8 protein-coding genes are annotated in these 14,166 nt (G+C 61.0%); all 8 read right to left on the bottom strand.

What is annotated here, in order from left to right:
* Positions 1-409: 409 nt before the first annotated feature.
* Complete coding sequence (locus ENJ19_03465) at positions 410-2,044, bottom strand: GAF domain-containing protein (GenBank protein ID HHM04784.1); 1,635 nt, start codon at positions 2,042-2,044, stop codon at positions 410-412.
* A gap of 2 nt (positions 2,045-2,046) precedes the next feature.
* Positions 2,047-4,689, bottom strand: a complete 2,643-nt coding sequence (gene tssH, locus ENJ19_03460; GenBank protein ID HHM04783.1) for a type VI secretion system ATPase TssH — start codon at positions 4,687-4,689, stop codon at positions 2,047-2,049.
* Positions 4,690-4,762: 73 nt separating this feature from the next.
* Positions 4,763-5,782: a type VI secretion system baseplate subunit TssG gene (tssG, locus tag ENJ19_03455; GenBank protein HHM04782.1), complete on the bottom strand. Its 1,020-nt coding sequence runs from the start codon at positions 5,780-5,782 to the stop codon at positions 4,763-4,765.
* On the bottom strand, positions 5,746-7,503 hold the full coding sequence (gene tssF / locus ENJ19_03450; GenBank protein HHM04781.1) for a type VI secretion system baseplate subunit TssF: 1,758 nt from the start codon (positions 7,501-7,503) through the stop codon (positions 5,746-5,748). The genes tssG and tssF overlap by 37 nt, the downstream gene beginning before the upstream one ends.
* Positions 7,500-7,913 (bottom strand): type VI secretion system baseplate subunit TssE, encoded by a 414-nt coding sequence (gene tssE, locus ENJ19_03445; GenBank protein HHM04780.1) that lies wholly within the window; start codon positions 7,911-7,913, stop codon positions 7,500-7,502. Before tssE ends, tssF begins: the two co-directional genes overlap by 4 nt.
* A 37-nt stretch (positions 7,914-7,950) precedes the next feature.
* A complete protein-coding gene (gene tssC / locus ENJ19_03440) occupies positions 7,951-9,438 on the bottom strand; it encodes a type VI secretion system contractile sheath large subunit (GenBank protein ID HHM04779.1) in 1,488 nt (495 codons plus the stop codon).
* Between the two features lie 49 nt (positions 9,439-9,487).
* The gene (gene tssB, locus ENJ19_03435; GenBank protein ID HHM04778.1) at positions 9,488-9,979 is read right to left on the bottom strand and encodes a type VI secretion system contractile sheath small subunit; all 492 of its coding nucleotides are present in this window, start codon (positions 9,977-9,979) and stop codon (positions 9,488-9,490) included.
* A gap of 159 nt (positions 9,980-10,138) precedes the next feature.
* Entirely contained in the window at positions 10,139-11,749 is a 1,611-nt protein-coding gene (tssA, locus tag ENJ19_03430; GenBank protein HHM04777.1) for a type VI secretion system protein TssA, read from the bottom strand.
* Between the last annotated feature and the right edge of the window lie 2,417 nt (positions 11,750-14,166).

Genomic DNA, 14,166 nt, shown 5'->3' with positions numbered 1-14,166 from the left:
AGGCCCTGGTTGGCCCCTTCAATGGTCATGTAAGCTGGAGTAGGCATGGTCTGTTCTCCTGTAGCTGGTAATCCCCTGTCGGCTCCGCCTGCCACGCACACCGTGCGGCAGACAGTTGCTCAAACCGCTACAGGAACCGTGCCAGGTCTGGCTGGCAAGAATAAAGTGATGTTTTTTCTTGATATTCCTTTGGGATAAGTGAAAACGCAGGGGCCACCCAGGAAAAAGTGCGCAGCTCACCGCACAAACCACCGGTCTGAATGCGCGGGGACCGGCACATTCCGGACTGAGTGCCAAAGTGGCGTTATAGCCCTTGTTGACAGTATGCGGAAGGAATCCCCGACAGCGGGGGTTGGAAAAAAGAACTTCGCTTTCCCCGTCGTGCCTTTACCGTGCACGGCGCGGACTGTCACAGCGGCCGCTTGAGTTCGTAGCGCTGCATTTTCTCGATCAGCGTGCGGCGGCCGATCTGCAGCGCTTCTGCCGTCTGGGTCTGGTTCCAGCCATGACTCTCCAGGGCTTCGCGCAAAATCCGCCTCTCGAAGGCCTGCAGGTGTTCTTTCAGGCTGCCCTTTTGCAGAGCATGAGCGGGCGCAGCATCCGCGCCAGCGCTGGCAGTCCCCTGCATAGTGGCGGGAAAATGCTCCGGCACCAGGCTGCCACCGTCTTCGCACAACAATACGGCTCGCTCGATGATATTGCGCAGCTCCCGGATGTTTCCGGGATAGTCGTACTGAATCATAACGTCGAAGGCCTTGGGCGAAACGCTGCTGATCTTCTTGCCGTAGTGCTGACTGAAGTGAGCGACGAAGTAGTGCACCAGGGCAGGCAGATCGTCCCGCCGCTCTCTCAAAGGCGGCAGCTCCAGTGGAAACACGGCGAGGCGGTAGTAGAGGTCTTCGCGAAAACCACCTGCCTGCACTTTTTCCTCAAGGTTGCAATGGGTCGCGGCGACAATCCGCACATTGACGCGCCTGCTCTGCAAGGCGCCCAAAGGCCGCACTTCTTTTTCCTGCAGTACCCGCAGGATCTTGGCTTGCAGGCCGATGGGCATATCGCCTATTTCATCCAGAAACAAGGTGCCGCCGTCGGCTTGCTCGATGAGCCCTTTTTTGTCGGTGACGGCCCCTGAAAAGGCCCCTTTCTTGTAGCCGAACAATTCGCTTTCCAGAAGATTTTCCGGCAGGGCGGCGCAGTTTTGAATGACGAGTTCCTTGCTGCTGCGCGGGCTGTTGTGGTGGATGGCACGGGCGATGAGTTCCTTGCCCGTGCCGGTCTCGCCGCGCAGCAGCACCGTGGCATCGGAGTGCAATACTTTTTTCAGCAAAGAGAATACCTGCTGCATGCGTGCCCCATGGCCCACGATCTGGGAGAAATCGTAGCGGGTCTGGATTTTGTGCCGCAACCGTTCGTTTTCCTCCACCAGTTCCCGGTTGCTGTGATCCAGCGCTTCGATCAGCCTTTGATTCTGCTCGATGAGCTGGGCCGTCTCCAGAGCGACAGCGGCCTGGGTGGCGAAAGCGCTGACCAGTTCATGCAAACTGGAGGGGAAAGGCACGCCCTGATGCTGGATGCCGTCTTGGCGATTGATGAGCTGCAACACACCGATGGTCACCGCGTCGTGACTGCGCAGCGGCACACTCAGCAAGGAGCGGGTGTGATAGCCCTGGGCACGATCGAAATCGTACAAGGCAGCAAAATCAAACCCCGTATAAGCGTAAATGTCGTTCAGGTTGACCAATTTGCCCGAGAAGGCGCAATAGGCCTCCACCCGCTGGGTGTTGGGTTTGTCATTCAAAAACAGATTGACGGCGGGAAAAGCCTCGGGCCTGACAGCCAGCGTGTCACATTCGAACACTTCCACATGCAAATGACGTTTGGTGCTGTCCAAGACATAAAGCAGCCCCGCTTCGGCCTGGGTGATGCGGCGCGCGGCAGTCACCACCATGGAGAGCAGGCGGTGCAGATCCCGCTCGGTGTTCAGGGAATTGGTGATGCGCGTAAACTCCTCCAGCGCGACCACCGGGTCGTGGGAGACACTCACATTCAGACTCCCGCCCCCGCGGTTTTGAATTCAAAGCTGAAATCCCCGCTCTTTCCGATGTCCAAATGCAGCGCAGTGGGCATGGCTTCGTCCTGCATGCGGTGCAGAACCTCGGTAGCGATACGCGGCAGCAGGGTACGGTTGATGATGTGGTCCACGTTGCGTGCCCCGCTTTCCACTTCCGTGCAGCGCTTGGCGATTTGCGTCACCACTTCCGGCGCGTAGCTGAAATCCATTTTTTGCGCAACGCGCAGGCGCTGGCCCAGGCGCTCAAGCTTGAGGCCCACAATATCGTGCAGCGCTTCGCCGACTATGGGATAAAATGGCACGATCTCCATCCGGGCCAGCAGCGCCGGTTTGAAGTGACGGGCGAGTACCGGGCGGATGGCCGCTATCAGCTCGGCGGGATCGGGTTTGTTGTCGCCACCGGCCATTTCGGTAATGATATCGGAGGCAAGGTTGCTGGTCAGAAACACGACGGTGTTTTTGAAGTCGATGTTGCGTCCTTCGCCGTCCGACAACGTGCCCTTGTCGAATACCTGATAAAACAGGTTCATCACTTCAAGATCGGCTTTTTCCACTTCATCCAGCAACACCACGGAATAGGGCCGCTGGCGCACGCCTTCTGTGAGCACGCCGCCTTCGCCGTAACCGACATACCCCGGCGGCGAACCCACCAGGCGGGACAAAGTGTGTTTCTCCTGAAACTCCGACATATTGATGGTCACCATGAAACGCTCGCCGCCAAACAACAAATCGGCCACGCCGGTAGCGGTTTCTGTTTTGCCCACACCGCTTGGACCCACAAACAAGAACACGCCCATGGGCGTGTTGGGGTTGTTGAGCCCGGCCTTGGCGGCGCGCAAGCCCTGGTGGATGGCGTCTATGGCATGATCCTGCCCCTTGATGCGTTCCTTGAGCACCTCACCAAAGCGTAAAATGGAGTCGGCTTCGTCGCGTACCATTTTGCCCAGGGGAATGCCGGTCCAGTCGGCGATGACCGCCCCCACCACTTCGGGGCCGACTTCGTAGTGGATGAGCGGCTCATCACCTTGCACGGCGGCCAGGGCTGTTTTGGCGGCATCCAGCGCGGCGTGCAGCGCTGCGGTATCACCCTCGCCCGATTCCTTGGCCTGGGCCAGCTGCCGGCGCAGGCCCACCACCTGGGCCACCGCCTCTTTTTCTTTTTCCCAGCGGCTCTGGAGTTCTTTGAGAGTGGTGCGCTCTGTGCTGATCAGAGTCCGGAGTTCCTGCGCCGCCTCCACGTCCGACGTGACCCCGGTTTCCAAATCCCGCTCCACCGCCGCCAGCTCCCGTTCCAGCATCTGAATGCGGCGCTCCTTGTCGTCAATGAGCGGCGGTTTGGCGCTGAGGCTGATACGCACCCGGGCGCAGGCCGTGTCCAACACGTCCACGGCTTTGTCGGGCAGTTGCCGGCCGGAGATGTAACGGGCAGAATAGCGCGCCGCCGCATCGACGGCGTCATCGCGCACATACACCCCATGCGCTGCCTCGTAGCTGTCGCGCAGGCCGCGCAAAATGGTGACGGCATCGTCGGGACTGGGCTCGTCCAGCTTTACCAGCTGAAAACGGCGGGCCAGGGCGGGATCTTTCTCGAAATATTTCTTGTACTCCGACCAGGTGGTGGCGGCAACCGTGCGCAACTCCCCCCGCGCCAAGGCGGGCTTGAGTAAATTTGCCGCGTCGTTCTGGCCGGCCTGGCCGCCGGCACCGATCAGGGTATGGGCCTCATCGATAAACAGAATGATGGGCTTGGGACTGGCTTTGACCTCATCAATCACCGACTTCAGGCGGTTTTCAAATTCCCCCTTCACACTGGCACCCGCCTGCAGCAGCCCGAGATCCAGGCCCAGAAGTTCGACATCACTCAATATGTCAGGCACATCGCCTTCCACGATTTTCAAAGCCAGGCCTTCCACCACCGCTGTTTTTCCCACCCCTGCCTCGCCCACGGCGATGGGGTTGTTTTTCCGGCGCCGGGCCAGTATGTCCACCATCTGGCGGATTTCGCGGTCGCGGGAAAACACCGGGTCGATTTCGCCGTTGCGGGCCCGCGCCGTGAAGTTGATGGTGAAACGCCCCAACGCGGTATCGCTGGACCCCATCTCCGGCCCCAGGCCCAGCACCTCCGCATCCGGCAACTCCGGCTCTTCAGTGGAACCGGCGGTGATGTCGTTGAACTGACGCCGCAGCTCATCCACCGGAATGGCCCGCAACAGATCAACATAGGCTTCATGGCTGAAGCGGCTGAGCGTGCTGAGCATGCTCACCAGCAAGACACCGGAGCGGATTTTGGACAAGCGGTGCTCGATGGACCCCACCATCCATGCCGCCTGCACCCATTCGATGAGCTGCGGCGAAAACACCGGCTTGCCGCTATTGCCCGTGCGCGCTTCTTCAATCACCGCCTGCAGGACTTTCCCCAGACGGGCGGGCTCGATCTCATAATGCCGCAGTATGATCTGCACATCAGCATTGGCATCATCCATCAGTTTGTACATCAGATGAGATGGCGCCACTTCGTAGTTGCCCCGGGACATGCACATGCCAGCGGCGCTTTCCAGCGCGCGCAAACAATAGGGATTGAGGTGGGACAACAGTGCCTTCAAATCAACATCAATCATCGAAAATCCCCTTATGTTGGCTTCTCACTCAGTGCAACGGCGCGGCCCGGGTTCAAAGACCGGCCAGTTCTGTCTATGACAATACCACCTCGCACAGTTGTTCCGGGGGCCGGCCCAGCCAGGCGCTCCATCCGAGGCGGCCGGGGTTGTCCGGCCTCAGTTGCAGGCGCGGTATCTCAGCCGCCTGCAAGGTGAGCGCCACATCAAAGTCCAGACTGCCGGACAACACAAAATGCAACAGGTCGCGCACGGCCCGGTGGTGCACCGCGCCGGGCAAATGAGCGGTGAATTCACGGTAGCCAAGGGATTCGATCCGGATGCGGAATTTCCCATTCAAATCCGGCACCCCCCGGGCGTCACCGCCCAGATAGGTATCGCTGCCCAGCGTGCTGTTGCGCCGGCCCAGGTGACAGCGTTGCACTTCGGGCACTTTCACCCGTCGCGGCACACATTGCTCGATGCGAATCTTTTGCCCGGGGAAATAGTGGCACAGCAAGGCTTCCAGCACCGCCGCGGAACGGCAGCCCATGCTGAGCACCCCCAAAAACGACAGCAGCCGGTTCCAGTCCAGGTTCAAGGCTTCCCGCTGGGGGGGGGCTTCCACGCCCAGCAGGGCATAGAGGACGCGCGAGAACACCCTGTCGTTCTCCCGCGTATACTGCACGTCGTAGCGGTACTTCTCCCAGCAGCGGTACAGCAGGCTTGTCAGCCGGTGATTGAACAGATCGAGAAAGTCGCGGCGGCCCCCATTGTTGTCTTCGTCTTCCTGGATCAGCGTTTCGGTGTAAAAAGCCGGCAGTGGCGACGAGGGGCCATACAGACCCAGGAAATTGACCGTGAGGCGGTACCGTCCGGGTACGGTGTCCGGCCAGTGTTCCACCGCCTCCACATCACCTGCCGGAAAAGCCAGACTGGCATTGGCGCGAAAGCGCAGGCATTCCTCAGCCACCGGCCCCAGACCGCCTACCGGCGCGGCCTCGCCGCCACCGAGGGCCTGCAGCAGACGCACGGCCTGAAAAAAGCCGTAACGACGCCCTTCTTTCAGCAATTCGTAGCCTACAGCAGTGCTTGTTGCCCGATCTTCGCCGGCCATTCGTAGATCTCGCCGTTCTCCATGCCCTGAACGGTCAGTTGATGAAAGGAATTGATGCGTGCAAACAGGGAAAAGAATTCATTGAGTACGGTGGCAAAAAGGTAGAGATCGCCTTCTCCCCCAAAACAGCTCTCACGCACATCCAGGCGGGTGTGCAAACCCCGTACGGGCAGACCGCGATGGAAACGTTCGATGGCCCGGACGTCGACAGCGGCGATCCCCTCCAGGCGGCGCTGGCTCACCCGCCGTGCCTGCCGGTCCAGCCGGGCGCGCAGATCGTAGGCGTCCAACACCACCCGCAGGGCCTCAACACTGGCGAGCGAAGAATAATTCAGTGCCATGTTGGAAATCAGGCGCCACTGCAGACCGCCTTCCAGGGGTGGCGCCAGGGAGGTGGTCACCCGGGAGATATTGGTGAAGCTGACAAAAGGCGGTGTGCTGGCGGTGGCCATGTTGATATCGCCGGCGCGCAACGTGTCGGGCAGGCTGTGGTTGGTACAAGTCAGTTCCACGGCCACTGATTCGCTTGCCGCGGTACGCGAGTGTTCGGTGGCGGAAAAAGACAGGTACGTTTCAACACCGCGCCGGGTGACGGCCGGTTTTACCTGGGTGCGGTAGTACCGTGAGCCGCTGTCTGTGGATTTTTCAAAGTCGAAGGACTCGAAAGGCAGGTACTCATAGCGTTCACCGCTGCCCTGGACCCAGGCCTGGACGCGGTCCACCGAATAGATTTCATAGTGGGCCGGGTTGTCGGCAGCAGGTCGCAGGCGATATTCGCTTTGTTTGTGATCCAGCCGTATGGGCTCGGCGTCACGTTTGTGAAGATTGACCACCGGGCTGCAAAACAAACGGAAATTTTCGCTCTTCGGTCGCAGCCCCTCTTCCCAGGGGCGGGTCAGGTGAAAGACGAGTTCGAAACCAGAATCCACCCCGAACTCAGCCACCGGCTCCAAACCACCGATATCCAGAAACAAAAATTTCTCCGGCAGCGCGTAATATTCCTGCAGCAGGCGATAGCCCATGAACGTGCTGTCATGATAGGGCAACAGGCCTTCCTCAGGCCGGAAGCCCACCGCCTGCACTTGAGCCGGACTGAGGCCGAAGCTTTCTGCACCCTCCAGGGCCTTGACCTGGATATCCCGCACATGACGGGTGAGCCACAAGTACAGGTTCATCGCGGTGGCCGGCTGCCCGCACAGATGCAGGCGCAGGCTGCGCAGTTCCAGCTTCGGCAGCGAGACGCCACCCAGCAGTTCGATGCGAAGCTTAAGCACAGTGCCGACGGCAGATTCCTGCAGCTCGGCGGCAGTGAGTGCCAAAGGAAACAGTTCCACGTCAAAACAGGTTTGAAAACGGCAAGCTGTGCCTTCAACCACGCGACTGTCCAGCTCCACACCCTTGGGGACGGTCTGCCGGCCAGTGAGCACATGGGGCAAAGGCGTGAACTGCACTATGGACATGGCCGGCACAGGGCGCAGGAAATGGGGCCACAGCAGGCCGATAAGGGAATGGGACAGTTCTGGAAATTCGTCGTCCAGCTTTTGCCGCAAGCGGGACGTGAGAAAGGCAAAACCCTCCAGCAGGCGTTCCACATCGGGATCACCGGCCTGGGACCCCAGGAACGGCGCCAGCTTGGGGTTTTCCCGGGCAAACTCCTCTCCCAGCTCGCGCAGGTAAGTCAGTTCATCCTGATAATAGCGGTTGAAGTTCACCCGTGTTATTCCCGCACCGACACCTGACCGGCGTCATCGAAAGCCGTGTGCAAAGACACGCGCACATGTCGATCGCCCAGGGCCAGCAAGGCAGAAATCTCAAACTTCAAACGCAGGGGGTCATCAGCATCCGGCACATGCACCACCTGTACCCGTTTTAGGCGGGGCTCAAAACGCTCAATGGTCAACCGGATGGCGTTGCGGTATTCACTCAGGCCGTCGGGCAGACGCGACACCACGTCATTGAAATCCGGCAGGCCATAGTCCGGCAGGGCAGCAGCGCTGCCCTGCCGAGTGTTGAGCATATTCCGCAAATGATGCACCACAGACTGGCGCGCGCGCGACGCATCCGGCGTCAGACTCGCGTGACTCTCGCCGCTGGCAATCCGTTCCAGCAGGCTGCTTTCAAAAGCGCTCATGCTTTGGCAGGCAAATCAAAGTGGCCATAGCCGTGGCTTACGACTGATCGAGTTTGCCCTTGAGCGACAGTGTGAAGCTCGCCCCCATGTATTTGAAATGGGGCTGCACGGACATGGACACGCGGTACCAGCCCGGATCCCCTTCCACGTCTTCCACGGTAATCTGGGCGGCGCGCAAAGGGCGGCGGCTGCGCACTTCGGGCGAGGGGTTTTCCTGATCCGCCACGTATTGTTTGATCCATTTGTTCAGTTCGGTTTCCAGCTCTCCCCGCTGTTTCCAGCTGCCAATGTTTTCCCGCTGAATCACTTTGATGTAGTGCGCCAGGCGGTTGATGACAAACATATAGGGCAGTTGCGTGCCCAGCTTGTAGTTGAGTTCCGCCTCCTTGCCCTCCTTGCTGTTGCCAAAAAACTTCGGCTTTTGCACCGAGTTGGCGGAGAAGAAGGCGGCGTTGTCACTGCCCTTGCGCATGGTCAGTCCGATGAAACCTTCTTCGGCCAGTTCGAATTCGCGGCGGTCGGAAATCATCACTTCCGTGGGAATCTTGGTTTCGATGTCGCCCATGGACTCGAAATGATGCAGGGGCAGATCCTCCACCGCGCCGCCGCTTTGCGGGCCGATGATATTGGGACACCAGCGGTACTTGGCGAAGCTGTCGGTAAGGCGGGTGGCGAAGGCGTAAGCACTGCTGCCCCACAGATAGTGGTTGTGGGAAGCGGATACATCTTCGTTGTAACTGAAAGCCTTGACCGGGTTGTTATCCGGATCATAAGGCAAGCGCAACAAAAAGCGCGGCATGGTCAGGGCAAAATAGCGGGCGTCTTCTGTTTCGCGGAAGGAACGCCACTTGGCGTATTGCGGCCCCTCGAAAATGGAACTGAGATCCTTCAGGTTGGGCAGTTTTTCGTAATTGTCCAGGCCGAAGAACTGCGGGCCCGCAGCGGCAACAAAAGGGGCATGGGCCATGGCGCCCACGCTGGAGACGTATTGCGCCAGCTTGATGTCTTGCGGGCCGGGACCAAAGTCGTAGTTGGAAATCATTGCCCCCACGGGCTGACCGCCAAACTGGCCGTATTCCGCCGTATAAACGTGCTTGTACAAACCGGATTTGGTGACCTCTGGTGCGTCTTCAAAGTCTTCCAGCAACTCTTCCTTGGAAACGCTGAGCAGCTCCACCTTGATGTTTTCGCGGAAGTTGGTGCGGTCCACCACAAACTTCAAACCCCGCCAGGCCGACTCCAGCTTTTGCACAGTCTCGTGATGCAGAATTTCATCGGCCTGGGCGCTGAGCTTGGCGTCCAGTTCGGCGATCATGCGGTCAACCATGTCCTTGTTGACTTTTTCCTCACCGTGGCGCGGCGCCAGGAGTTCACCGATGAAGGCCTCAACGCCTTTCTTGGCAACATCGTAGCCCTCGTCGGAGGGGCGCATCTTGGTTTCCTGCATAATCTGATCCAGCAGGGAAAGCTCGCTTTCCTCCGCGGCAGCCTGGGCGCCGGCTTGCTGGCTTTGTTCATCGGCCATAATTGCTCTCCTTCCTCAAAAACAACTGCAGTCGTGCCGGGCAAGATTGTCAGTCGTCCTGCCCAATACCCAACTCGCTCATTAATTTTTCTTTTGCGCCCTCGTCGGACAAGGTGGCTTCGATCTTCTTCCGGAAGGCCGGCACATTACCCAGAGGCCCCTTCAAAGCCACCAGGGCCTGGCGCAATTCGAGCAGTTGGTTCAACTCCGGCACCTGCTTCAAGACGTTCTCCGGATCGAAATCCTTCAGCGATTCAAACCGCAGGCTCATAGCCAGCTCTTCGCCTTCCTCACCAGACAAGCGGTTGGGGCAGTTGATGTCTATGCTGAGCTGCATGCTGCGCATGACATCATTAAAGTTGTCCTTGTCGACGCTGACCGGCTTGCGCTCCTCCACCGGCGTATCGTCGGCCCGCTGGGTATAGTCGCCGATCATCATCAGTTTGAGGGGAAGTTCCACCTCGCTTTGGGCATCGCCGGTAGCAGGCTTGTATACAATATTGACGCGCTCTTTAGGCGCGATGGAACCGTCTTTGGCCATGATCAATACTCCTGATTTAAGAAATGCCGGGAACGACTCTTCCTCATGCCCCCCACCAAAATGATGCCGCGGCCTTATGGAAACCGGCCTGTCCGTTCAATGAACTGCAAACCAATTCAAAATTACGCACAATGCGATTGCAAATGCTTTGGTACCGCTCTACAGCTTCGCTTTCAAGGCCGCGCCAATGTCCAGGCGACACAAGCGGGCCAACCAGCGCCGCTTCGGCGCGTCCAGCCTTTTGGCCCCTTCCTGAGTATTGGATTTATCATTGCACAGCAATAACAGGCGGGCAACTTCGAGACTTAAGGCCGGCTCCCACTCTTCCAGATCGTAGCGCTCCGCCTGCTGGTCGAGATCATCCAACAGCGCGGCGGCCAGGGCGACCTGGCCGCACTCCAGGCAACATTTTGCCAAGGCCAAATCCCAGTAAAAGCGCTCCCGCGCCGCGTGGGCGGTGCGACGTCCGTTCTCGAACAGCACCAGACCCTGCTCCAGCTTGCCCCGGGCGGCCAGGTGCCTGGCCTCAGCGGCGGCGGCGAGCCACGGGTATTGGTCTTCTTCCGGTGGCGGCGAGGAACCGGGACCGTCGCATTCATCGCTGACCGGCGGGGGCGCCGGGGCGGCGAGGCACTCCTTGTTGATCCACAAGCGGGTGAGTTCATCAGCGAAAGGCGTTCCGCCTGAAAATTTCAGTTCCACCACCTGGGGGAAACGGCGCACAAAGGCTGCCACCTGCGCCACCACGGCCGCCCTGGCATCGGCGTACTCCGCCCCCAAGCCTTCCAATGCACCGGCCACCAGACGATGGGCATCCAACCAGAAAGGCGCTCTGGAAAAGCTGTTTTCCACCTCATTAATGAGGGGTTCAAAGCGCCCGGCTTCCAACAAGCCGGCATAGGCGCGCACCTTGTCTACCGGCACTTCACGCAAAGCGGTTACGCCGTCGGTGGCGGGAGGCAATTGGCTGATCCCCATCCAGCTCGCGACCCGCAAGGCCTGGTAGGGCACCGGGTCCGACAGTTTCCTGCGGCGTTGATAGGCGCTCAATTTTCGCATCAGGTCCTGACACTGGCGCACGGCCTTGTTTGCCTCGGTGTCGTTGTCGATGCTGGACGCAGCAACCGCCACGGACGGAGCGGCCGGCGGCGGTGCCGGCGCGCCCTGGGCGGGCGATGCCGCCGGCGCAGCAGGTATGGGAGCAGGCGCCGCGGCCTCACGTTCAAATTGCTCTTTGAAGGATTTGAACAAGCGGCGTAACTCGAACAGGCTGGGCGCCTGCTCACCCATGCGTTGCTCCAAGTCGTTTTCCAGCTCGCCCAAAGTGGCGAGACTCTCCAGCAACGGCTTTTCGTCGCCAGCGCCCGGCTCGCGGCGGGCGCAGACAGCGGCCAGCGTGTCCGCCAGCCAGCTCAAAGCGCCGGCGCGGGCGCGGGCGCGTCTGGCGGCGGGATACAAATCGTCCCAGTAGTGCTTGATCATCTCCTGGATGATGATCAAGCCGGTGACCAGACCTTCATAGCCATGCCGTTCGAACAAGCCGCGGGCAAGACGGGCGGCCACCAACAAGTCCTTGGACTGCTCGCGCAAAATAGCCGTGGCGGTATCCAACACCACCGACCAATCCACCGGCTGGCCGTCCAGGCTTTCCAGCTTGGCCATTTCGGCATCCAGGCGTTCGTAATCGGGTTCATAACGCACGTCCGCGCCGGTGGGACGGTCTCCGGCGATGGGCAGGCGGCCCAATGTCCTGAGTTCTTCCAGATTCATTCCGCAGTTCCGACGATGAGCAGCAAGGGGCGGTCCAGGGGAAGGTAGGTGTAGGCCGGCCAGCGGATCAGGCCGGACAGCTCGTCTTCCTGCTGATCGGCCGGCAGCCGCACCCCGGGGTCCACCACATTGAACAAGTTTAGCGCCTCGGAGAACAAGGCGGGGTCGATCACTCCCACCCCCCGTGCGCTGGTGCTCTGCCCGCGGCCCACGTCCGCCAAGGCCGCATTGGTATCCACCAGCGGCGTACCCGATACCACCTGGCCCGGATTGCCGCTGACGAACAGCTGCTGCCCGGTAAACAAGGTAAAGCCGCTGATTTCCAGCACCAGGGGCCTGCCGAAAGTGCCGGCGGAGCCCCGGGGGGTGTTGATGGTGAGTTCCCCGGCGGTCACATTGGTGCCCACGCCGTCGCTGGTGATGTTGCGCCCGGCGCTGAGGAGCACCCGGGGCGCGCTGAGGCGGCCCAGAGCCAGATCGCCGTTGCCGGCCTCGATAGTGATGGCGCCCCCCCCGGCTGTGGCACGCTCGGCCAGTGTCACCGCATCGTCGGCACGCAAGGTGATGCTGCCCTGGCTGCTGCTGAGGGCGCCGGTAACCGTCAAATCGTCCCCGCTGCCCGCCCCGGCGGCGGCGCTGAGCTCGATGTCGCTGCGCGCCTGCACCCCGGCGGCACCCACAGTGAGGGGGCTGGCCGCGCTCAGCACCACCTTGCCCTGGGCCGCCTCAAGCAGTCCCGTCACTGTCAGGGCGCCGGCATTGCTGAGGCGGATGTCCCCGCTGCCGCTTTGGCTCATGCCGGTGACATTGAGGACGCCGGTGTTGTCGAGCCGGGTGCCACCATCAACCCCCTGGGTGCTCAGGCCTGACACGGCGGTTTTTAACACAGTGCTGTTACCGATCCCGGTTGCCGCGCGCAAATCGGCGCTGCCGCCGCTGACGTGGGTGCCGACCACCCCGTCCAGGCCCACGATGGCGCCACCGCTGGTGACCAGCAGCACGGCATTTGCCCCGGCATCAATGCGGGAGACGGTGATGTCATTTTGCGCCGTCACTGACACCGCCCCTGCGCTGCTTTGCAAGCGGGAGGCGGCGTCCATCGTGACAGCAGCGGTGCTGAACCAATCTGCACCACCCGCATTGACCGCATCGCGCAACTGCAGCGCCCCCTGCACTTGCAGCACCAGCGCACCCCGGACATCGACGGGGCCCAGGACCAGCGCGCGATTGTTGTGAACCGTAGCTGCATCGGCCGCACTGATGTGAAGTTCGTTCAATGCGTTACCGGTTTCGGTCAGGGTAATGTTGCCGGCAGCGCTGTTCAGGCGGGTCACGCCGTCCACCTGCCAGGGGCCCGACTGGCTCAGGGCGCCGCCGCTACTGAGGTCCAGATCGCCGGAAAGATCCAAGGCGGGCAACGCCAGCGCCGTGCCGTCCACCAAGGTGAGCCGGGCCAGGGTACCCGAACTGCTGGCCACCGTCACTTTGCCAGCGAAAGTGTTGCCCGCCTCATCCAGCGCAATTCCCCCCCCGTCCGGGCCGGTGAACACCGCGTCACCGGCGATGCTTAAGGGGGCGCTGTCGCTGATGTTTCCCCCGGCGGTGACGGTGAGCGTGCCGGTGCTGCTGATCCCCGCCAGCTCAATGGCATTGGTATCCACCAAGACCACGTCAGCGGCGTTGCTCACGGCCACAGCGCTGAAGTCGTTCCCCGCCTGGTCCAGAGTCAACGCCTGTCCACCGCTGTCCACGGAGACGGTACCCACCACGGTAAGCGCGCCGCTTTGACTCACCGCACCGCCACTGGCCACCGTCAATCCGCCGGGTAGATTCAGGGCTGGCAACACCAGGGCGGCGGTGGGCGTGCGCAACGTCAGCTCAGTGGCCGTGACCGAGCCCAGGGTCAAGGCGTTGGCGTCCACCACCACGATGGCGCCACCGCTGAGGTTTACTGTGTTTTGAAAATCGTTGCCCGCCGCATCCAGCGTGATGGCGTTGCCACCGGCGCTGACAACAGTGGCCCCCCCCACAGTCACTGCATCGCTTTGGCTCACCGGACCGCCGCTGGTCACGCTCAAATCGCCCGCGAGCTTGAGCACGGGCAGTACCACTGCCGCGTTGGGTGTGTTGATGCTGAGACTGCTGGCATTGACCGTGCCCAGAGCCAGGCTGTTGGCGTCCGCCAGACTCACCGCACCACCGGTGACGTTGACGGTGCTCTGAAAATCATTCGCGGCATTGGTGAGGGTGACGGCATTGGTGCCGGCGTTCAGGGTGGTGGTACCGGCCACGGTCAGCGCACCGCTCTGGGTGATGTCACCACCGCTGGTAACGTCCAGAATGCCGGACAAATTCAGGGCGGGCAGCGATACCGCAGCATTGGGGCTGCTGAGGGTCAGGCTGCCGGCGCTCAGCGT

It is taken from the genome of Gammaproteobacteria bacterium, assembly GCA_011375345.1.
GTDB lineage: Bacteria > Pseudomonadota > Gammaproteobacteria > DRLM01 > DRLM01 > DRLM01.
This window is presented reverse-complemented; position numbering and strand designations above follow the sequence as displayed.

Bases quoted from the DNA above. Each gene is read 5' to 3' on its own strand.
- tssH (HHM04783.1), bottom strand. From the start codon at position 4,689: ATGATTGATGTTGATTTGAAGGCACTGTTGTCCCACCTCAATCCCTAT.
- tssG (HHM04782.1), bottom strand. From the start codon at position 5,782: ATGGCCGGCGAAGATCGGGCAACAAGCACTGCTGTAGGCTACGAATTG.
- tssE (HHM04780.1), bottom strand. From the start codon at position 7,913: ATGAGCGCTTTTGAAAGCAGCCTGCTGGAACGGATTGCCAGCGGCGAG.
- tssC (HHM04779.1), bottom strand. From the start codon at position 9,438: ATGGCCGATGAACAAAGCCAGCAAGCCGGCGCCCAGGCTGCCGCGGAG.
- tssB (HHM04778.1), bottom strand. From the start codon at position 9,979: ATGGCCAAAGACGGTTCCATCGCGCCTAAAGAGCGCGTCAATATTGTA.
- tssA (HHM04777.1), bottom strand. From the start codon at position 11,749: ATGAATCTGGAAGAACTCAGGACATTGGGCCGCCTGCCCATCGCCGGA.